Annotated in this window: 21 protein-coding genes and 2 pseudogenes; 11 read left to right on the top strand and 12 right to left on the bottom strand. The window is 38.1% G+C overall.

Annotation, left to right across the window (positions count from 1 at the left end; genetic code table 11):
* Positions 1–62: 62 nt before the first annotated feature.
* The 8 genes from G0028_RS00690 to G0028_RS00655 all read right to left on the bottom strand — a co-directional run bounded on the left by G0028_RS00690 (position 63) and on the right by G0028_RS00655 (position 4,963).
* Complete coding sequence (locus G0028_RS00690) at positions 63–809, bottom strand: SDR family NAD(P)-dependent oxidoreductase (protein WP_228257119.1); 747 nt, start codon at positions 807–809, stop codon at positions 63–65.
* Between the two features lie 62 nt (positions 810–871).
* Positions 872–1,492: a methyltransferase domain-containing protein gene (locus G0028_RS00685; RefSeq protein WP_087553661.1), complete on the bottom strand. Its 621-nt coding sequence runs from the start codon at positions 1,490–1,492 to the stop codon at positions 872–874.
* Between the two features lie 24 nt (positions 1,493–1,516).
* Positions 1,517–1,852: a carboxymuconolactone decarboxylase family protein gene (locus G0028_RS00680; RefSeq protein WP_180047361.1), complete on the bottom strand. Its 336-nt coding sequence runs from the start codon at positions 1,850–1,852 to the stop codon at positions 1,517–1,519.
* Positions 1,853–1,907: 55 nt separating this feature from the next.
* Positions 1,908–2,303: a rhodanese-like domain-containing protein gene (locus G0028_RS00675; protein ID WP_130075423.1), complete on the bottom strand. Its 396-nt coding sequence runs from the start codon at positions 2,301–2,303 to the stop codon at positions 1,908–1,910.
* Positions 2,304–2,403: 100 nt separating this feature from the next.
* Positions 2,404–3,186 (bottom strand): sulfite exporter TauE/SafE family protein, encoded by a 783-nt coding sequence (locus G0028_RS00670; RefSeq protein ID WP_180047359.1) that lies wholly within the window; start codon positions 3,184–3,186, stop codon positions 2,404–2,406.
* A 68-nt stretch (positions 3,187–3,254) separates the two neighbouring features.
* Positions 3,255–4,127: an MBL fold metallo-hydrolase gene (locus tag G0028_RS00665; RefSeq protein ID WP_130075420.1), complete on the bottom strand. Its 873-nt coding sequence runs from the start codon at positions 4,125–4,127 to the stop codon at positions 3,255–3,257.
* 2 nt (positions 4,128–4,129) lie between these two features.
* Positions 4,130–4,546 carry a DUF6691 family protein gene (locus G0028_RS00660; RefSeq protein ID WP_111861123.1) on the bottom strand — a complete coding sequence of 139 codons (417 nt, stop codon included), beginning with the start codon at positions 4,544–4,546 and terminating at the stop codon, positions 4,130–4,132.
* Complete coding sequence (locus G0028_RS00655) at positions 4,547–4,963, bottom strand: YeeE/YedE family protein (protein WP_111861124.1); 417 nt, start codon at positions 4,961–4,963, stop codon at positions 4,547–4,549. It lies immediately after the preceding gene.
* Between the two features lie 111 nt (positions 4,964–5,074).
* Here G0028_RS00655 and G0028_RS00650 point away from each other — a divergent pair, with 111 nt between their 5' ends.
* Positions 5,075–5,401: an ArsR/SmtB family transcription factor gene (locus G0028_RS00650; RefSeq protein WP_111861125.1), complete on the top strand. Its 327-nt coding sequence runs from the start codon at positions 5,075–5,077 to the stop codon at positions 5,399–5,401.
* Between the two features lie 91 nt (positions 5,402–5,492).
* Here G0028_RS00650 and zigA read toward each other — a convergent pair whose 3' ends face one another.
* From zigA to G0028_RS00635, 3 genes are read right to left on the bottom strand one after another with little or no spacing between them, the layout of a single operon-like run.
* Positions 5,493–6,725: a zinc metallochaperone GTPase ZigA gene (gene zigA, locus G0028_RS00645; RefSeq protein ID WP_111861126.1), complete on the bottom strand. Its 1,233-nt coding sequence runs from the start codon at positions 6,723–6,725 to the stop codon at positions 5,493–5,495.
* Complete coding sequence (locus G0028_RS00640; protein WP_111861127.1) at positions 6,718–7,149, bottom strand: Fur family transcriptional regulator; 432 nt, start codon at positions 7,147–7,149, stop codon at positions 6,718–6,720. Before G0028_RS00640 ends, zigA begins: the two co-directional genes overlap by 8 nt.
* Positions 7,142–7,888 carry a D-Ala-D-Ala carboxypeptidase family metallohydrolase gene (locus G0028_RS00635; RefSeq protein WP_111861128.1) on the bottom strand — a complete coding sequence of 249 codons (747 nt, stop codon included), beginning with the start codon at positions 7,886–7,888 and terminating at the stop codon, positions 7,142–7,144. Before G0028_RS00635 ends, G0028_RS00640 begins: the two co-directional genes overlap by 8 nt.
* A gap of 175 nt (positions 7,889–8,063) precedes the next feature.
* On the opposite strand from G0028_RS00635, the gene cysS reads away from it, so the two are divergent.
* The 8 genes and pseudogenes from cysS to G0028_RS00595 all read left to right on the top strand — a co-directional run.
* Entirely contained in the window at positions 8,064–9,497 is a 1,434-nt protein-coding gene (cysS, locus tag G0028_RS00630; RefSeq protein ID WP_111861129.1) for a cysteine--tRNA ligase, read from the top strand.
* A 61-nt stretch (positions 9,498–9,558) separates the two neighbouring features.
* Positions 9,559–9,975 (top strand): ferric iron uptake transcriptional regulator, encoded by a 417-nt coding sequence (gene fur / locus G0028_RS00625; RefSeq protein ID WP_130075417.1) that lies wholly within the window; start codon positions 9,559–9,561, stop codon positions 9,973–9,975.
* A 101-nt stretch (positions 9,976–10,076) separates the two neighbouring features.
* On the top strand, positions 10,077–10,982 hold the full coding sequence (folE2, locus tag G0028_RS00620) for a GTP cyclohydrolase FolE2 (RefSeq protein ID WP_111861130.1): 906 nt from the start codon (positions 10,077–10,079) through the stop codon (positions 10,980–10,982).
* On the top strand, positions 10,976–11,395 hold the full coding sequence (hisI, locus tag G0028_RS00615) for a phosphoribosyl-AMP cyclohydrolase (RefSeq protein ID WP_111861131.1): 420 nt from the start codon (positions 10,976–10,978) through the stop codon (positions 11,393–11,395). The genes folE2 and hisI overlap by 7 nt, the downstream gene beginning before the upstream one ends.
* A 29-nt stretch (positions 11,396–11,424) precedes the next feature.
* Positions 11,425–11,985: a carbonate dehydratase gene (locus tag G0028_RS00610; protein WP_000619803.1), complete on the top strand. Its 561-nt coding sequence runs from the start codon at positions 11,425–11,427 to the stop codon at positions 11,983–11,985.
* Positions 11,975–13,330, top strand: coding sequence for a dihydroorotase (locus G0028_RS00605; RefSeq protein WP_180047357.1), 1,356 nt, complete (start codon positions 11,975–11,977; stop codon positions 13,328–13,330). The genes G0028_RS00610 and G0028_RS00605 overlap by 11 nt, the downstream gene beginning before the upstream one ends.
* A 36-nt stretch (positions 13,331–13,366) precedes the next feature.
* Positions 13,367–15,283 carry a threonine--tRNA ligase gene (gene thrS / locus G0028_RS00600; protein WP_111861133.1) on the top strand — a complete coding sequence of 639 codons (1,917 nt, stop codon included), beginning with the start codon at positions 13,367–13,369 and terminating at the stop codon, positions 15,281–15,283.
* A gap of 6 nt (positions 15,284–15,289) precedes the next feature.
* Positions 15,290–16,374: pseudogene (locus G0028_RS00595) on the top strand (penicillin-binding transpeptidase domain-containing protein); the annotation flags it as partial.
* A gap of 18 nt (positions 16,375–16,392) precedes the next feature.
* Here G0028_RS00595 and G0028_RS00590 read toward each other — a convergent pair.
* Positions 16,393–17,451, bottom strand: coding sequence for an RNA-guided endonuclease InsQ/TnpB family protein (locus G0028_RS00590; protein WP_194088738.1), 1,059 nt, complete (start codon positions 17,449–17,451; stop codon positions 16,393–16,395).
* 20 nt (positions 17,452–17,471) lie between these two features.
* On the opposite strand from G0028_RS00590, the gene tnpA reads away from it, so the two are divergent.
* Both tnpA and G0028_RS00580 read left to right on the top strand, forming a co-directional pair.
* A complete protein-coding gene (gene tnpA / locus G0028_RS00585; protein WP_194088744.1) occupies positions 17,472–17,885 on the top strand; it encodes an IS200/IS605 family transposase in 414 nt (137 codons plus the stop codon).
* 76 nt (positions 17,886–17,961) lie between these two features.
* Positions 17,962–18,708, top strand: a pseudogene (locus tag G0028_RS00580) (penicillin-binding transpeptidase domain-containing protein); the annotation flags it as partial.
* Positions 18,709–18,720 lie beyond the last annotated feature (12 nt).

Raw genomic sequence — 18,720 nt, 5'->3', positions numbered from 1 at the left:
TGTAATTTATCATGAACAAAATAAGAAAACCCTGCATCTGCAGGGTTTTCTTATTTCATTTATTATTGTGAAGTATAAGAACCATCAACTGTATATTGACTGCCGGTCACAAATGAAGCTTCATCAGATAATAGAAAAGCCACTACTTGAGCAACTTCTTCTGGTTTACCCAATCGACCAACTGGATGAAGTTTCACTAATTCTGATTCCTCAAATTCTCCAATTAATGGGGTTTGGATATAACCTGGGTGAACAGAATTTATGCGTATACCTTGATCAGCGTACTCCAATGATGCAGTCTTTGTCAGACCAGTCACACCATGCTTCGCTGCAACATATCCTGAAATATTCTTTGTCCCGACTAAACCTAAGATTGATGCGGTATTAACAATTGCTCCACCACCTGACTTAAGTAGTGCTGGAATCTGATAATGCAGCCCATAGAAAACAGCATTCAAATTAATATCGATGACTCTACGCCAAGCGTCAATACTCAACTCAGCAATCGGATTGACTTCACCTAAAATACCCGCATTATTAAATGCTAAATGCAGAGCCCCAAAGCTTTCCACGGCAAACTCAACAGCTTGCTTCATTTCCTCAGGATGAGATGTATCTGTTTTATTCGCAACAGCATGACCGCCAGCAGCTATAATTTCAGCTGCAACTTTCTCAGCCGCATCAAGATTAATATCTGAAACAACAACTTTTGCCCCTTGTTGAGCAAGAAGCAATGCTGTACTTCGCCCAATACCTGAACCTGCACCTGTAACTAAAGCCACTTTATTATTAAAACGTGTTGACATCATAAACCTCTCTTTTTAATAAAATGAGCATGTGAGCCATACTCGTGCTTGAAACTTTTTAGACCCTATTTCTTCACTTGAATTGCAAATTGAACTACATGACATTTTCCGTTATGTAACTTGCCTTCATGACGTTCTTGTTCTCCCACATAAAAATGATAAAGATGATCATTTTTAAATACTGAAAGAAACGACATTGGATCGTACAAATAGTTAATATCTTTCGGACCACCGGTTTGATAATCAATCTGCTCTTTAGAATAAAGCTCTCCAATAAACCAGCCATTGTTTGTCAATGCTTGACGTATCCCTGTGAGAACATTGAATTGAGTATTTTCGTCAAAATGCCCATACACACACATCACATTTTGATAACACTCTCTTGGCCATTCGACATCATTGAGATCAATATTTCTAAGTGTGAAGTCAAAACCTGCTTGTTGGGCTTTTGCAGATAAGTGTTGCAAAGCAACTTTTGAGTAATCCCATATTTCTGCTGAAAATGAATCATTTTGCTGTTTCGCTTTATTAGCCAAATAAAGGATATTCCTCCCCTCACCCTCTGCTATAGCAAGAGTTTTTCCCACAATTGGAACCTGATCTGCTATCTGTTGAATAAAATGATTGGGCGAAATGCCATACAGATCCTGTGTTTGCGAATAAAGATTATCCCAATGCTGATTCATATCGTTTCCCAATGATTGAAAAAATTAAGCTGTGAATTCTTTAAATGCTTCCAATGCATTAGTGGCATACATCAATGAAGGACCGCCCCCCATATAAACTGCAACACCAAGCACTTCCTCTAATTCTTGCAATGTCATTCCCATTTTGACTAGGGTTCTGACATGAAAACCGATACATCCATCACATCGTGCTGCAACACCAATCGCTAAGGCAATCAGTTCTTTTGTTTTAGGCTCAATAACACCATCTCGCATTGCAACTTGTGACAATTGATTAAAACTTTTCATTAAATCAGGAGAATCCTGCGCTAATGTCTTTAAACTGCCTGAAATATTTTGAGTTAATTCTTTGTATTTCATGATTTTCTCACTTGAATGTCCATAAACTTAAGTTAGACTTAAAATAGAAATCTAGTTATTTCTCTACTGGATAACCCTGCTCTAGCCATGCTTGGAATCCACCCTGAACAGATTTCACCTGAGTAAATCCCATATTCTGTAAAGTATCTGTAGCCAGAGCTGATCGGCCACCCGTCCCACAAATCAAATAAATCGGCTGATCTTTAAGATGTTCTAGTGCTTGCAAGGTATCGCAATGATGGCTTGCCACAGGATGCTGGTGAATTCTCATTTCTAAAACACCACGAGGATAATTCACGGCTAGGTCTATCGCTGCCGCCTGAAATTCATCCGGTTCCCGAACATCAATCAGAATTGTTTTATGATTTTTCATGGCTTCAAGTAAGTCTGCGACAGTCACTTCTTGAATTCGGTTTTTTGCCATTGAAATTAATTGTTCTGCTGTTTTCATTACCCTTCACCTCTTCCGATCTATAAAAATCTGGTCTCTGATTAAATATTCATGTCTTTAAAACGCAGTTTTTAAATTTGAATCTAATCTCTTGCTTGTATTAAGTTATGAAGACTGTAGAAATTAAATAAAATGCTACGCTTATGACAGTTATGGCAAAAACCTTTTGGATTTGACTATTCTTAACTAAAGGCATCAAAGTTCGACCAATCAACATCCCAGCCATGCAAGCTAAAACGAAAGTCAGCGTGACCGAAATGGGGTATTGAAAACCATCTAAAATATGAGCTGAAATACTGACACCACCTATCAAGAAAATAATCATCAGCGAGGTCGCAACAATACTTCGCATATCAAGATCAGTTACTTTACTCAGTGCTGGAACAATCACGAAACCACCTCCAACTCCAAGCAAACCGGTAAGTAACCCTGCAACCAGACCAATACTGCCGAGTGACAATGCAGTTTTCATGTTCCAAATCAGACGACCAGTTGTTTGGTTAACTTTACACAGCACACCTATATGGTCATTCACTTTTTTAAAAAAAATCCGGTAAGCAACAACGAGCATGACTAAACTGAATGCCAATGTAAGCCATACAGGAGAAATTATTCCTCCCAGATGCACACCATAACGTGCTGAAGGAATGCTGATCAGTGCAATCCAAAGCGCAGCCCGATAACGTACTATCTTCTTAAATAAACCTTCAAATGTACCAACCAGGGCAGATAAAGTGACTGCAAGCAAGCCAACAGGTGCAGCTTGTGCGACCGTCCACCCTTGACTTGCCATCAGTGCGGGTACAGCCAGAATGCCGCCACCTGCACCGGTTAACCCTAGCAAACCACCGATGGCCAGACCTTCAAGTGTTAGCATCCACATCGCTACTGTCCCCCCCCTCTCTTACCAATCCAATTAAACAAAACTTGTTGTTTAATCTAAAAATTTGCCTATTTGAAGTAATTAAGTGGAAGCTTTAAATAAGAAACACCATTCTCTTCTGGTTCAGGGAATTGTCCTGCTTTCATATTGATCTGTATTGAAGGTAAAATCAGTTTGGGCATACTTAAACACGCATCGCGTTTATTACGCATTTCAACAAAATCATCTTTGGTCGTGCTATGGTGAATATGGATATTCTGATTTTTTTGAGTATGAATATCCGTTTCACACATATAGGTATCGCGCTTTTCTGGCAAATAATCATGGCAGAGAAATACACGTGTTTTCTCAGGCAATTGATATAAGCTTTGTATTGAATCAAAAAGAATTGATGCGCTTCCCTTCGGGAAATCACAGCGTGCCGTACCATAATCTGGCATAAACAAAGTATCGCCCACAAACACGGCATCACCGATGACATAACTTAAGCAGGCTGGAGTATGTCCAGGAGTGGGGATGTTATATGCTTCGATTGAACCAATTAGAAATTGCTCATGATCATCAAACAAATAATCAAATAATTGTTGGGTATTCCACTGTTTGATATCCAAATAATAGATCGCAGAAAAGGTCTCTTGTACCGCAGCAATTCTCTTGCTCATGGCGATTTTTCCGCCTAATTTGGTTTTGAGATATTGTGCAGCAGTTAGATGATCGGCATGAACATGGGTTTCTAAGACCCACCCGACTGTTAAACCCTGCGCTTTGACATAGGTAATGATCTGATCGGCATGTGTGGTAGAAGTTGTGGCTGATGCAGCATCATAGTCCAGCACACTGTCAATAATTGCGCATGACTTAGTGGCTGGATCACTCACCACATAACTGAACGTATTGGTATCTTCATGAAAAAAATCTTTTACAACAGGTGAATTTGACATGATTAAGCTCCTGTCCACTTACGATGAAGCAAGATGCCTGCAAACATTGAGACAATAAAATACAGAACCTGATAATGCCCAAGACCAATCAAGGTAAAACTGGGTGCAGGACATATCCCAGCAATCCCCCAACCAATACCAAATAAAAGGCTGCCCGAGATCAATTTAAAATCAATTTTATGATTGCTAGGTAACTCAATTGGTTCATTAAATACGGTTTTAGGTGCCTGACTGCGTACCACCTTTTGAAAAGGAATAATTGCAATCATAATCGCCCCAATCATTACAAAAGCTAGGCTTACATCCCAATCACCAAACAAATCTAAGAAGTTTAGAACTTTTTCTGGATTGGACATCCCTGAAAGCATCAAACCTATAGAAAATAAACCGCCGAAAATGAAAGCAAGAAAATTCTTCATTTAGAAAGCTCCTGTGACATGGCGAATCATATAAACCGTAACAAATCCAGCGAACATAAAACTCATGGTGGCTAGAATAGAACGTTTAGATAAGCGGCTGATTCCACAAATGCCATGACCACTGGTACAGCCTGAACCTAGGCGTGTCCCAAAACCCACCAATAGCCCAGCAATGATCATCATCAACGGACTGGCATTCAATTCAATTTCTGGCTGAACAAATCGCCCATAAATGAAAGGTATAATGATCAAACCTGACATAAACCAAATAGCAGGTGTCTTAAATATCGTTTGAGGGTTTAGAATTTGTGCAACTAATCCACTAATTCCAGCAATACGACCATGTACATATAGGTAGCCAACTACAGCTGCACCTAGCAATAATCCACCCATAAAGGAAATCAAATAGTCATACATACAATTCAAATCACGCCAAACAATATACTTATTAATATTATATAATTAAATAATATACAAGTATTACTTTATTTTTTTGTATAATAATAAGATGATTTTTAGGATACGCTTATGAAAACCAATGAATTAAAAATGAAAATAGATCTTTCAAAAGTCGACCTTGTCACTGATTGTCTAAAAGTCTTATCGAATCCTGATCGTCTTAAAATTTTATGTGTCTTAATTGATGGTGAGCTGAATGTTCAACAAATTGAAAAAACCGCTCAGGTATACCAACCAACATTGTCCCAACAACTAACGATACTCAGAAAAAGTAAAATGGTATCGACACGCCGCGAAGGCAAACAAATCTTTTATCAATTTAGTGATATGAGAATATTACAAATCATGCAGACCCTATACGGTTTATATTGTATGAATGACATGGACTCGGACTAGAAATGTTAACTCCCTAAAAATATTTCACATTTGGAATAACAGACTCTTCTGCTAACTTTTCAAGCAAAAAAGTCTGTTACTTTTTTTCAAATCAATTATCTGAAGATTGCTCTAAGTTCTCCCACTCAGGAAATGGATTAACTATAAGTTTCCACTGCTCAGGTCCTCCTGCCATTTCCTCATCCGTCAGTAAACATTGGTCAAACTGTTGGATTAAACTCTGTTCATCCATATCCATTCCAATCATTACAATTTCCTGTCGTGCATCCCCAGTACGCTCATCCCAATTTCTGATGATTTCATCACGGCTTTGCTGATCCTCTGGCCAATGCTCGTCAGGAACCGTTGCCCACCAATAGCCGGCAACGCCATGTCTAGCCATTGCACCCGCTTGTGACCAAGAAGCAGCAAACTCTGGGTTTGAAGCCAACCAAAAATAGCCTTTCGAACGAACCACACCTTTCCATTCGGAATTGATGAAATCATAAAAGCGTTGTGGATGAAATGGACGTCTTGCGCGATACACAAAACTTTTAATTCCGTACTCTTCGGTTTCAGGTGTATGTTCCCCACGCAATTCCTTCAGCCATCCTGGGGCTTGAGAGGCTTCATTAAAATCAAAAAGCCCTGTATTTAAAACTTTATCTAAATTGACTTTACCAAATTCAGAAATTTCAATTTTTGCTCGTGGATTAAGTTTATTTAGAATTGCAAATAAACGTTGTTTATCATCCTCATTGATCAGATCTACTTTATTTAAGATGATGACATCACAAAACTCAATTTGATCAATCAACAGGTCAACCACAGTACGCTCATCTTGTTCACCCAACGACTCTCCGCGTTGTTGCAAACTATCATACGAGCTGTAATCTTTTAAAAAATTAAAGGCATCTACAACAGTCACCATGGTATCAAGTCGTGCAAACTCATTCAGTGACACACCATTTTCATCTTCAAAAGTAAAAGTTTCGGCTACGGGCAATGGCTCAGAAATTCCCGTTGACTCAATGACTAATTGATCAAAACGATACTCTTGAGCAAGGCGACGAACTTCTACCAGTAAATCTTCCCGCAAAGTACAGCAGATACAACCATTACTCATTTCTACCAGTTTTTCATCAGTACGGGAAAGTTCTGCGCCACCATCTCGTACTAAAGCAGCATCAATATTTACCTCCGACATATCATTAACAATGACCGCGATACGACGACCTTCGCGGTTATTTAAAATATGATTGAGTAACGTCGTCTTACCTGCACCGAGGAATCCCGACAGCACAGTTACAGGTAATTTGGCTGGAGTGGCTAAAAAATTATCCATTGGCTTTCTCACTTATCTTAATAAAAGGCTTGTTACGTTTGGAAAAACATAAAGCACATTGACCTAATAGCTCTAAACAATGATGTTTAGGGCTAAAATCCTGATGAACAAGTGATTGTTCAATCACTTGAGTAAACTGAGGTGAATCAAGAATTTGAACTGTCTGACACTCTGTACAAATTGTGACGAGTAAGTAATTTTGTTTATTTTTCAATTCATACGCTAAATATTTATTCAATGTATCAAGTCTAAGTATTAAGCCATAGCCTGACAGTTTTTTTAAAATACGATAAATTTGTACTGGAGATTGCAAGCCATAAGGTTTTACCTTTTCTAATAAAGCATAAGCACTTATTGCTTTCTGCTCATTTTGCAAAATTGTTAATACCCTTTGCTGTATCGCACTAAGTTTTAATTCACTCATCTACATTTCCTTTATCATTTCGATTAGATAAAAGCTGGGTGATACAGGGAGATGAGGTACTTCTATGATCCGGTCCCCATGTGCGATATCCAGCACTATCAATATGAATTTGACCAGAAGCATAGACTCCGAGTCCCATATTCAAGCGATCACCATTTTTGACCCAAAATTGACACAAATTTGTTTTTGTTTGCTGAATCGTTGTAAGTTCTTCTGGTATTGGCTGTTCTGGACCAATCCTAAAATCGAGTGCAGCATTAAAAACATGTCTGGAAGAATCTGCTCCTTTCGAACAACGATTTAAGGCATAGTTACGGTAAACAGAAGTGACTGTAAAATCATCAATCACATTGTCATTAATTAATTCCTTCAAAATATTTAAAGTCGGTACGATATTGTTCCAAATTTCTTGCGGTGGAATTTCATATTCAGATGCATGGCAGTTTTGCCAATCTCGCGCTGTTTGAAATAGTTCAAATTCAGGCACTACATTCTGCAAGTCTTGATTTTTTAAAAAAGATTGATAACGATGAACTTGATTTTTATTAAAAGGTTGAGATAACCAGTTCTGATAAGAAGCAGGTGTAATTTTCTGAAGTGTTGGACGAGACTGCACAGATTTATGTTTGAATGTGTCATCTTCTTCCGAAGAGTAGGGTTGCGAAACCAAATGCCGTATTGGTTTTTGACTACATGCGATAAGACAAAAAAGTACCCCGAAAATTAAAAAATGTTTCATTACTCATTTATACCCTAATATCACAGCTCTCAATCTTATTGAGATTGCTTCAGTATTTGTTATGTTATAACATAACAAATATATTTAAAAGCTGTTCTTCTTAATTTAAGTAGGCGGAATGAGATTTTATTTAATAATTTTTTGCAATTTATAGAGGGTTAATAAGGAAAAAATAATGTCTGATTTGTATGTTTATAACGCTGAAACTCGCTCAAAAGAGCACTTTGAGCCCATCGTAGTAAACGAGATCAAGCTCTATGTCTGTGGAATCACCGTTTATGACTACTGTCATATTGGACATGCCAGAACCATGATTGCATTTGATTTGATTGTGCGTTTTTTAAGATCACAGGGCTGGAAAGTAAAATACATTCGTAATATTACGGATATCGATGACAAGATTATTCAAAAAGCACAAGACAACCACGAATCCATCGGCGAATTGACGGATCACTTTATTCAAGCAATGCATAAAGATTTTCAGACTTTAGGCTGCCTCTCTCCTGATGCAGAACCTAAAGCAACTGATTCTATTCAAGATATTCAAACTATTATCCAAACCTTATTCCAAAAAAAATACGCCTATCAAACATCAAATGGTGATATTTATTTTTCCATTGAAAGCTATCCTGACTATGGACGATTATCTGGCCGAAAATTAGCACATATGCAAGCAGGCGCTAGCCAACGCATCAACATAGAAACTGAAAAGCGTCACCCTTTTGATTTTGTACTCTGGAAAGCTTCAAAACCCAATGAACCTTTTTGGCAATCGCCTTGGGGAAATGGGCGACCAGGTTGGCATATTGAATGTTCGGCAATGTCAATGTGTCATCTTGGCAGCCATTTTGATATTCATGGCGGTGGGGGTGATTTAATTTTCCCACATCATGAAAATGAAATTGCGCAGAGTGAAGCTGCAACTGGAGAAAAATATGTGAATTACTGGTTGCATACAGGCTTCATCAATGTCAATGGAGAAAAAATGTCGAAATCATTAGGTAATTTTCTCACCATCCGCGATGCATTCAAGTCTTATCATCCTGAAGTCATTCGCTTATTAATGATGAGTTCTCATTATCGGAGTCCTATTGATTTCTCTGATCATATTTTAAAAGATACACAAAAAGTATTGTCTCGATTCTATCAAGCAATTTACCACGCACAACCCTTTATCACATCAAAAGATGATGCTATTAAAACAGAACTAAATAGTAATCCTTTTATACAAAAATTTAACCAAGCCATGAATGATGACTTTAACACCCCTGAAGCACTCGTCATTTGTTTTGACTTATTGAAGCAGTTAAACATAGCCTTAAAAGAAGAGAGCCCAGAAAACGTTATTAAAAATTATCAGTTACTTCTTTGGATCGGCAATATTCTAAATATTTTTCAGTATGATCCTGAGAAAATATTAAAGCACTCAGCTAGTGAACAAGATTCACCCCTTTCCGAGCAGGAAATCCAAGAAGCGATTCTGGCAAGAAATACAGCACGAAGCAATAAACAATATGCTTTAGCAGATCAAATTCGACAGAAATTGCTTAAAAGTGGCATCCTTTTAGAAGATACCCAGACACAAACAATTTGGAGACTCAATCAATAATGAATGATGTTTACTTATTAAGATTCATCCTTCCCACCTTTATCAAATACGGATTACACATATGGCAATTAGCAATCAAGACCTGAGAAAAGCAGGACTAAAAGTCACTCTTCCGCGAATAAAAATTTTAGAAATATTGGAAAACTCAATTCCTCACCATCTGAGTGCCGAGGATATTTATAAAAAACTATCGGAGCAAGATGAGGATGTTGGACTGGCAACGGTCTACAGAGTCTTAACTCAATTTGAAATGGCAGGTATTATTCAACGCCATAACTTTGATCACAATCATGCTGTATTTGAGATAAAGCAAAATACTTCGCACGATCATCTTGTCTGTCAAGAAACAAACCAAATCATTGAGTTTAAGAATGAAGAAATTGAAAAATTGCTTCTAGATATTGCAACAAAGCATGATTTTCAACTCACAGGACATTCTCTGATCTTATTTGGATATTGTAGAAATTCAACTCAGTAAAATAAAAATCGACTATTTATCAGTTCTTATCACAAGCATACTAGAAATAACACCCATTAAGTGTTATGTTATAACATAACATTTAACACTTACTTTCAATTATGAATGCCTTGCAGCTCCCAGATGTCTCATCTGAACCTTTTCTGAATATGCATGCCTATCCTCTCGATTGGGTCGGAATGGAGAATATCGCCTTACCTATTCACATTCAAAATACACTGTGCGCAAGTAAAGTGAATGCCTATGTCAGCTTAGATGATCCTCAGGCTAAAGGTATTCATATGTCTAGACTGTATACTCGACTGCTGGAACTCCATGCCCTACCTGACCTAACTTTAAGTAAAATTTATCAAGTGCTTCAAGATTTTTTAGCGAGCCATACTGAGCTCTCTCAACAAGCCCGCCTTGATATTCAAGCGGAGTTTAATTTAGAACAACCTGCTTTAGTCAGCGCACTATCGGGCTGGAAAAGTTATCCATTTAGCTTATCCTGTAAGTTAAGTGAGCATACTTTTGAAGCAGAATTAGCAATAGAAATCACCTATTCCTCAACCTGTCCTTGTTCTGCTGCTTTAGCACGTGACCTCATTCAAAAAAGCTTTCAAGATGCCATTGATACAAAAAAAATAAATCCACAAAACACCGATGAAATTATGGCGTGGTTAGGTACAACAGATGCGATTGTAGCAACTCCACACAGCCAAAGAAGTTTTGCTCAGCTACGTTTTAACTTAGACCCTTGTTTACAGTCCATTCCAATTCGGCAATTCATTTCACATGCAGAAAAAGCCTTGACAACACCTGTTCAGACAGCTGTCAAACGCGTAGATGAGCAAGCATTCGCATTAGCAAATGGTCAAAATTTAATGTTCTGTGAAGATGCTTTACGCCGCTTATACCACGCATTTGTCAACTACTCAGGTATTTCAGGATTTAACTTCAAAGTCATCCATGCTGAAAGTTTACATGCTCACGATGCAGTCGCTCAGGGATCATGGCAATGGTAGGTTCAACAGTTTTTCTAGACATTGAACAAGGAAAGATGGGGCAATGTTATGAACTGAAAAGCATTATTGATGCTATTCCCTGGAACAAGGATGGACTAATCACTGCCATTGCCCAAGATGGACAAAGTAAAGATGTCTTAATGCTTGCTTGGATTAACCGTGATGCACTACTTGAAACCCTAAATACAAGACAGGTTTGCTATTGGTCTCGCTCGCGGAAGTGCTTATGGCGAAAAGGCGAAAGTTCAGGACATCGTCAAAAACTCATTGAAACCAGACTTGATTGTGACGGTGACAGCATCCTTTTTTTGGTCGAGCAAACTGGACCAGCCTGCCACACTAATCGCCCCAATTGTTTTTATCTTGGATTAAACACACAACACGCCACAATTTTAACTCAGCCCATTATTTAGCTAATTTATATAACATTGAAGACATTACCATGATTCGTAAAAATCCAACTGGTCATCTCCCTGTCATTGACCAATCCGCTTATATTGATCAGACCGCAATTATTTGTGGAAAAGTCATTATTGAAGCGAACGTATTTGTCGGTCCTTATGCGGTGATCCGTGCAGATGAAGTGGATGAAAATGGCGACATGCAACCCATCATCATTGGTGAAAATTCAAATATTCAAGATGGTGTTGTCATTCATTCAAAAGCAGGTGCACAAGTCACGATTGGAAAAAACTCATCCATCGCCCATCGTTCGATTATTCATGGTCCATGTGTGGTTGGTAACCGCGTATTTGTCGGCTTTAACAGTGTCTTATTCAACTGTAAAGTCGGTGATCATAGTGCCATCCGTCATAATGCAGTTGTCGATGGTCGCGATTTACCTGAATCATTTTATGTCCCTGCGATGAGCTATATCAATGCCCGAACCGACTTAAGCCTGTACCCACCGATCGATATTTCTATCAGTGAATTTTCTGAAAGTGTGGTGAGCACTAATATTGAGTTAGTACAAGGTTATAAGGCATTACAAAATGAATTTTAGACAACTCCCAAATCTCATCATACGTAATGCGAATATAGTTAATGAGGGGCAGCAACAAATCGGTGATGTCCTTATTCAGCAAGGTCGTATTCGTAAAATACAATCTAATATAACGGGTATCCACAATGCCAAGAGCATCGAGGCTGATGGCGCATGGTTACTCCCAGGCATGATTGATGATCAAGTCCACTTCCGCGACCCAGGCTCACCAAAAAAAGGGAGTTTTGCCTCAGAATCTTTGGCAGCTGCGATAGGTGGAATTACCAGCTTTATGGATATGCCGAATACCAATCCTGCTACATTGGACTTAACTGCACTACACGATAAAAAAGCAATTGCAGCTCAACATAGCATAGCCAATTATGCATTTCACTTTGGGGTAAGTGCACAAAATTTAGATATTGTTGAAGCGCTTGATCCTAAATTGGTTAGCGGCGTGAAAGTTTTTATGGGAGCATCAACGGGTAATATGTTGGTTGATGATCCAAAAATTTTAGAGCGCCTATTTGCGAATGTACCCACTATTTTATTAACACATTGCGAATCCACGCCCCGGATCAAACAGCTGGAAGAGTTTTATCGTGATAAATATGGCAAAGATATTCCAGCAAACTTACATCCTAAAATTAGGGATAAACAAGCCTGTTTTGAAAGCTCTCGATTAGCCGTATCACTCGCTGAGGAATTTGGTACACAGCTACATGTGTTGCATCTGACGACAGCAAAAGAGCTTTGCTTATTTAAAAATTTACCATTAGATAAAAAGCATATTACTGCTGAAGTATGTATACATCACTTAACTTTTGATGAGTCTGATTATGCAGATTTAGGACATTTAATTAAATGTAATCCAGCAATAAAAACTGCCAGTGACAAGCATACCCTCATTGATGCTGTCGCCAATAGTGAGCGTTTAGATATTATTGGCACAGACCATGCGCCGCATACTTGGCAAGAAAAACAGCAAACTTATTTTAATGCCCCTTCAGGGTTACCGCTAGTTCAGCATGCCTTACCCGCATTATTAGAATTAGTGGCAGATCAAAAGCTATCAATTGAAACGCTGGTAAGAAAAACTTCTCATCAAGTTGCCGATTTATTCCGTATTAAAGATCGAGGCTATATCCGCGAAGGCTATTGGGCTGATTTAGTCCTCATCCGCGAAAATCAGAAAAAACAATCAGTAGCTGAACAGACTAATTTTATGCGTTGCGGCTGGACACCCTTCCAAGATAAAACGTTCCGCTATCTGGTGGATACAACCATCATTTCTGGTCAACTCGCATGGCACCAACAGCAACCTTATCTTAACTGTCAGGGTCAAGCCTTAGAAATTGACCGTTAATCTGCAATAACCCAACCTGTATTTAGACGACTCTACATGAATATCCAGCTTAATTTCCTTGGTTCAGCACAGCATCTTCAACTTGAGCAACCAATGTCGATTTTTGAAACCTTATCCCGTTTCAAAATTCAAGGCTATAAAAAAGCTTTTCTCGCCAAAATTGATGCTCATTTCGTTGATGTGCATCATGTCATCCAACATGACTGTCACATCGAACTTTTCAGTCTGAACGATGACAATAATTTAAATCTACTACGACACTCCTATGCTTATTTATTAGCACAGGCTGTCCATCAGTTATACTCTGCTGCTCAACCTGTAGAATATCAAATTACCAATCAAGGTATTTATTATGATTTCGCCGATACGCCGCATTTTAATCAGGATGATTTACAACACATTGAACTGAAAATGCATGAGTGGGTACAACAACATTTAGATATTCGCACTGAAAAGATTACAGCCGATCAAGCAGCTAATTTTTTTAAACAGCAAGATTTGGATTTTAAGTATCAATACTTAAAAAATACGAGTAACTCAAGCGACTTATTTTTCCATCAAAATAATGATTTCTCAGACGTTTACTTATATCCACTTGTTCCAAATACTGAATTTTTAGAATATTTTAAAGTGACTCATGTTTCTGGTGCATATTGGCAAGGCGACGCTACACAACCGATGTTACAGCGGATTTATGTCACATGTTGGGCTGACCAAAAACAATTAAAAAAACATTTAAAGCAAGTTGAAGAAGCCGCAAAACGAGATCATCGTAAATTAGCACAACAACTTGATTTACTACATTTTGATGATAAAGCACCAGGTGCCGTGTTCTGGCACGCGAAAGGATGGAAATTATTTCAGTTATTATCAGATTATTTACGCCAGCAACAAGATGATGCGGGTTATATCGAAGTTAATACTCCCGATGTCATGGATCGTGAACTTTGGGAAATTTCGGGACACTGGCAAAACTATCAGCAGCATATGTTTACCACCGTCACTGAAGATCAGCGAAGTTATGCACTTAAGCCTATGAGTTGTCCTGGCGCAGTTTGTCTATATGCACATGAATTAAGAAGTTATCGTGACTTACCATTACGTATGGCGGAATTTGGTAAAGTTCATCGCTATGAGCCATCTGGATCTTTACATGGATTAATGCGTGTTCGTCATTTTACCCAAGATGACGCCCATATTTTTTGTACTAACAGCCAGCTTTTATCTGAATGTAAAAATACAATTGCCCTCATTTATAAAATTTATGAGCAATTTGGCTTTAATGAAGTTTCGCTTAAATTATCGACAAGGCCTGATCATCGTGTCGGCACGGAAGAAATTTGGGATTTCTTAGAAAACACACTAGAACAATCTCTCGAACAGCTTAATATTCCTTATACATTAAATATCGGTGAAGGTGCATTTTATGGCCCTAAACTTGAATTTACCTTAAAAGATGCCATTGGTCGTGAATGGCAATGCGGAACAATTCAGGTTGATTTAAATTTACCAGAACGTTTTGATATTCATTACATTGATGAAAATAATGAAAAACAACGGCCTGTGATGTTGCACCGTGCTTTATTTGGATCTCTTGAGCGCTTTATTGGTATTTTGATCGAGCATTATATGGGGCACTTCCCATTTTGGCTTGCACCTGTCCAAATCGCAATTTTACCGATTACAGATGCACAACATGATTACGCTAAACAAGTCCAAGAATCACTTAAACAGAATGGCTTTAGGGCAACATTAGATTTAAGTCAATCGAAATTGAACTATAAAATCCGTGAAAATACGCTACAAAAAATACCTTATCTGATCATTGTTGGGGAGCAAGAAATGCAACAATCATCTATTCGAATACGTGCGCAAAATGGGCAGGATTTTGGGGATATCCTGATTACAGATCTGCATGATTTCTTTACGACTCAAGCACATTTTGTGAATTGATTGCTTATGTGGCATCAAACACATAATCAGGTTAAAAATTTACAGCAGGAAAAGAAGATTTTTAACCTGAGAATCTATTTTGCAATGGCTCTAGTGGGAATTTGTCTTGCTGTCTTGATCATTAGATATGGTTATTTGCAGCTCTATCAGCATCAACATTTTCAAACTATCTCAGAATCTAACAGAATTCGTTTACAGTCAATCCCACCTGCGAGAGGAAATATTTACGATCGTAATGGAATATTACTCGCCCATAATTATCCTATTTTTTCAATTACTGTAAATAAAGCTCAATATCCAAAAATTAACAATTTAATCAAAAATTTACAACCAATATTAAATTTATCAGCAGAAGATATTGGACAAGTTCAAAAACGTTTTAAAGATGCACGAAAAACTGACAAGTCACCATTAAATTCCATCTTACTGATGAAGATATTGCACGATTTAGTGAAGTTAAATATCAATTTCCTGATGTTGAAATTGCAACCCAAATGACACGAATTTATCCTTATGATGATTTGTTTGCTCATTTAATTGGCTATGTGGGACGAATTAATGATAAAGAGCTAAAAGTTATTGATAAAGATAAATATGCAGGTACAAACCTGATTGGTAAAATCGGTATAGAAAAATTTTATGAACAACTTTTACATGGGCAAAAAGGTCATGAATCTGTTGAAGTCAATGTACATGGGACAGTTTTAAAACATTTAGAAGATCAACCTGCAATTCGTGGCAATGATCTCTATCTTTCACTTGACTTTCATTTACAAAAGTTTGCATCGGAACAACTTGCACAGAAACGTGGAGCGATTATCGCCTTAGATCCTCGTAATGGTGAAGTACTGGCAATGGTATCTAGCCCAAGTTTTAATCCGAATTTATTTGTGACGGGTATTAGCCATAAAGATTATAACAATCTCAATGAGAATCTTGATCAACCATTATATAACCGAGCATTACAGGGGACTTATCCACCAGCATCAACAATTAAACCTATGGCTGGATTGGGCGGTATTCATTATGGCTATATTGACTGGAATACCAAAATTTTTGATCCTGGCTATTTCCAAATCCCTGGTGATAGTCTTGACATCCTCCCCGACCTAAAGGACGGAGATTCCTCCTGCGAGACGCTCATGTCCGAGCGCAAGAATATTCAGTGCGGCATTTATATCCCGATCCCATGAGCTACCACACTCACAACACTGCCATTCTCTTATTCCTAAGCCTGCTCTACCTTTCGGACTACTGAAGCGTGAGCCACAGCACGAACACGTTTGGGTGGTATACGCTTCATTGACTTCTTCATACCATACACCTGCGTTCTCGCATTTATACTTGAGCATGGTTCTTAGTGTTGTCCAACTTGCATCTAACACTGACTTAGCTAATCTAGTCTGTGCTAATGCTTTGGCATTCACATTGCCAACGAAGATTGCTGCATGTTCATTCACCAATTTATGGCTGAATTGATGCAGCATGTTTTGACGAATATTTTTGATCTTGGCGTGAATCGCTTTAACACGTTTCTTATTTTTTGCACGTTGTGCAATGCCAAGTTTTTGTTCATATTGCCGATAGATTTTAGGCGCTTTCAACTTTACGCCATCTGAACAAGTCGCTAAATCTTTTAAACCTAAATCTATGCCAATCGAGGTTTTAGCGGTGGTTTTCTCAGTTTTAATTGAATCAATCACAAGGCAAACATACCAACGCCCACGGCTATCCTCGACAAATGAGCCTGTTTTAACATTGTATTTGCTGAGTCCGTAACTATCCCATAGTTTGAATTGATGCTTACCATATTGAACATAGCCATCAGCATATTTGATTGCTACTTTCTTGAATGGTATCCATCCTAAAGAGCGTCTAGCTGATTTCTTATTGCTGACACGCCATTTTAATTTTGATTTCTTGAATTGCTTGCGTCTTGTCACTAATTCTTCTGCAACTGCCTGTATGGTTTGGCTGTGCAAGTTACATTCCTTAGATGCACCTTTTGTATATTTTGCAATATCGTATGCTGAAAAGAATTGTTGTTTTCTTTGCAAGTGTTTAAAACACAAATCATTGACATAATTCCAAACAAAGTTTACCTCTAACGCTAGTTGGTCTAGTATCTTGCAATGTTTATCTTTTATGCGTAATTTAAGTGTCTTCATACTTAAAATATATTTGGCGTATGAGTACTAGTCAAGAAATTAGAACAGGTCGCCATTGTATTTTTAATATGCATGTACATTTAGTCTTTGTAGCTAAATATCGTAGAGATGTTTTTACCAAAGCAATGCAAGAAACGATGCGTGAAGTATTTGAGCGTGTCTGCTTAGACTTTGAAGCTGAATTGATGGAATTTGATGGAGAACATGACTATGTTCACTTACTTGTGAATTATCCGCCAAAAATAGCAATTTCTAGCTTAGTAAATAGTTTAAAGGGTGCTTCTAGTCGAATTTTACGAACCAAACACCCCGAAATTAAAAACAAGCTATGGGTAAATGCTCTGTGGTCACCTAGTTACTTCGCTGCATCATGTGGCGGTGCTCCGATTTCAATTATTAAACAATATATTGAGAGTCAGCAGACACCGCATTAGCAATCCTAGCTAATCCCCACAAGGAGGACTAGCGGATTGCAGCCTTATATCCCCGCCCTGAAGGGCAAGGTTTTACGGCTATTCAGATAAATTTCGTGATTGGAAAAAATCTGGCCATGGCATTGTCGATTTACATAAAGCGATCACACAGTCTAGTGATACCTATTTTTATATATTGTCTTATCAAATGGGTATCGACAATATGTACAAATGGATGACCCAGTTTGGCTTTGGTGAAAAAACAGGAATTGACTTACCTTATGAAGGTTCGGGATTATATCCATCACCCGAATGGAAAATGCGAACCCGTGGGACAAAATGGTTAATGGGTGAAACAATTTCCGTAAGTATTGGTCAGGGGGCATTCACCGCTACACCATTACAATTAGCCCTTTCGACAGCAATCGTTGCCAATTCTGGTAAGCATATTACCCCTCATTTACTTAAAGAAAGTAAAGGTTCAACACCCTACCCAATCCACCATGATACAGATGGTAAAATTCTCTTTAATGGCACCCCTAACGATTGGGTAAAAATGCATCACGCCATGATTGATGTGATTCAGTCTGGTACAGGTCAAGGTATCAAGTCGGGACTACAATATCAAATTGCAGGAAAAACAGGTACAGCCCAAGTTAAAAGTATTGCACAGGGCAAACACTACAATGAAGCCTTACTCATTGAACGGCATTACGATCATGCTCTATTTATTGGCTTTGCTCCTGCGGATAACCCTCAAATTGTTCTTGCCATTATTTTAGAGAATGGACGCAGTGGTAGTGCTGCTGCCAAAGTTGCTCGTCCAATTTTTGATTATTGGTTGAAAGAAAGTATT

Source organism: Acinetobacter piscicola, assembly GCF_015218165.1.
In the GTDB taxonomy this organism is placed as follows: Bacteria; Pseudomonadota; Gammaproteobacteria; order Pseudomonadales; family Moraxellaceae; genus Acinetobacter; species Acinetobacter piscicola_A.
Note: the sequence above shows the minus strand (reverse complement) of the source record. Positions and strands in the feature narration are given on the sequence as shown.

Excerpts from the sequence above, each read along its gene's own strand:
- hisI (WP_111861131.1), top strand. The coding sequence starts at position 10,976 with ATGGTAGGTTCAACAGTTTTTCTAGACATTGAACAAGGAAAGATGGGG.
- fur (WP_130075417.1), top strand. The coding sequence starts at position 9,559 with ATGGCAATTAGCAATCAAGACCTGAGAAAAGCAGGACTAAAAGTCACT.
- G0028_RS00665 (WP_130075420.1), bottom strand. The coding sequence starts at position 4,127 with ATGTCAAATTCACCTGTTGTAAAAGATTTTTTTCATGAAGATACCAAT.
- G0028_RS00660 (WP_111861123.1), bottom strand. The coding sequence starts at position 4,546 with ATGAAGAATTTTCTTGCTTTCATTTTCGGCGGTTTATTTTCTATAGGT.
- G0028_RS00675 (WP_130075423.1), bottom strand. The coding sequence starts at position 2,303 with ATGAAAACAGCAGAACAATTAATTTCAATGGCAAAAAACCGAATTCAA.
- G0028_RS00605 (WP_180047357.1), top strand. The coding sequence starts at position 11,975 with ATGAATTTTAGACAACTCCCAAATCTCATCATACGTAATGCGAATATA.
- G0028_RS00635 (WP_111861128.1), bottom strand. The coding sequence starts at position 7,888 with ATGAAACATTTTTTAATTTTCGGGGTACTTTTTTGTCTTATCGCATGT.
- thrS (WP_111861133.1), top strand. The coding sequence starts at position 13,367 with ATGAATATCCAGCTTAATTTCCTTGGTTCAGCACAGCATCTTCAACTT.
- G0028_RS00655 (WP_111861124.1), bottom strand. The coding sequence starts at position 4,963 with ATGTATGACTATTTGATTTCCTTTATGGGTGGATTATTGCTAGGTGCA.
- tnpA (WP_194088744.1), top strand. The coding sequence starts at position 17,472 with ATGAGTACTAGTCAAGAAATTAGAACAGGTCGCCATTGTATTTTTAAT.
- G0028_RS00685 (WP_087553661.1), bottom strand. The coding sequence starts at position 1,492 with ATGAATCAGCATTGGGATAATCTTTATTCGCAAACACAGGATCTGTAT.
- G0028_RS00670 (WP_180047359.1), bottom strand. The coding sequence starts at position 3,186 with ATGTGGATGCTAACACTTGAAGGTCTGGCCATCGGTGGTTTGCTAGGG.
- G0028_RS00610 (WP_000619803.1), top strand. The coding sequence starts at position 11,425 with ATGATTCGTAAAAATCCAACTGGTCATCTCCCTGTCATTGACCAATCC.
- folE2 (WP_111861130.1), top strand. The coding sequence starts at position 10,077 with ATGAATGCCTTGCAGCTCCCAGATGTCTCATCTGAACCTTTTCTGAAT.
- G0028_RS00640 (WP_111861127.1), bottom strand. The coding sequence starts at position 7,149 with ATGAGTGAATTAAAACTTAGTGCGATACAGCAAAGGGTATTAACAATT.
- zigA (WP_111861126.1), bottom strand. The coding sequence starts at position 6,725 with ATGGATAATTTTTTAGCCACTCCAGCCAAATTACCTGTAACTGTGCTG.
- cysS (WP_111861129.1), top strand. The coding sequence starts at position 8,064 with ATGTCTGATTTGTATGTTTATAACGCTGAAACTCGCTCAAAAGAGCAC.
- G0028_RS00690 (WP_228257119.1), bottom strand. The coding sequence starts at position 809 with ATGATGTCAACACGTTTTAATAATAAAGTGGCTTTAGTTACAGGTGCA.
- G0028_RS00680 (WP_180047361.1), bottom strand. The coding sequence starts at position 1,852 with ATGAAATACAAAGAATTAACTCAAAATATTTCAGGCAGTTTAAAGACA.
- G0028_RS00590 (WP_194088738.1), bottom strand. The coding sequence starts at position 17,451 with ATGAAGACACTTAAATTACGCATAAAAGATAAACATTGCAAGATACTA.
- G0028_RS00650 (WP_111861125.1), top strand. The coding sequence starts at position 5,075 with ATGAAAACCAATGAATTAAAAATGAAAATAGATCTTTCAAAAGTCGAC.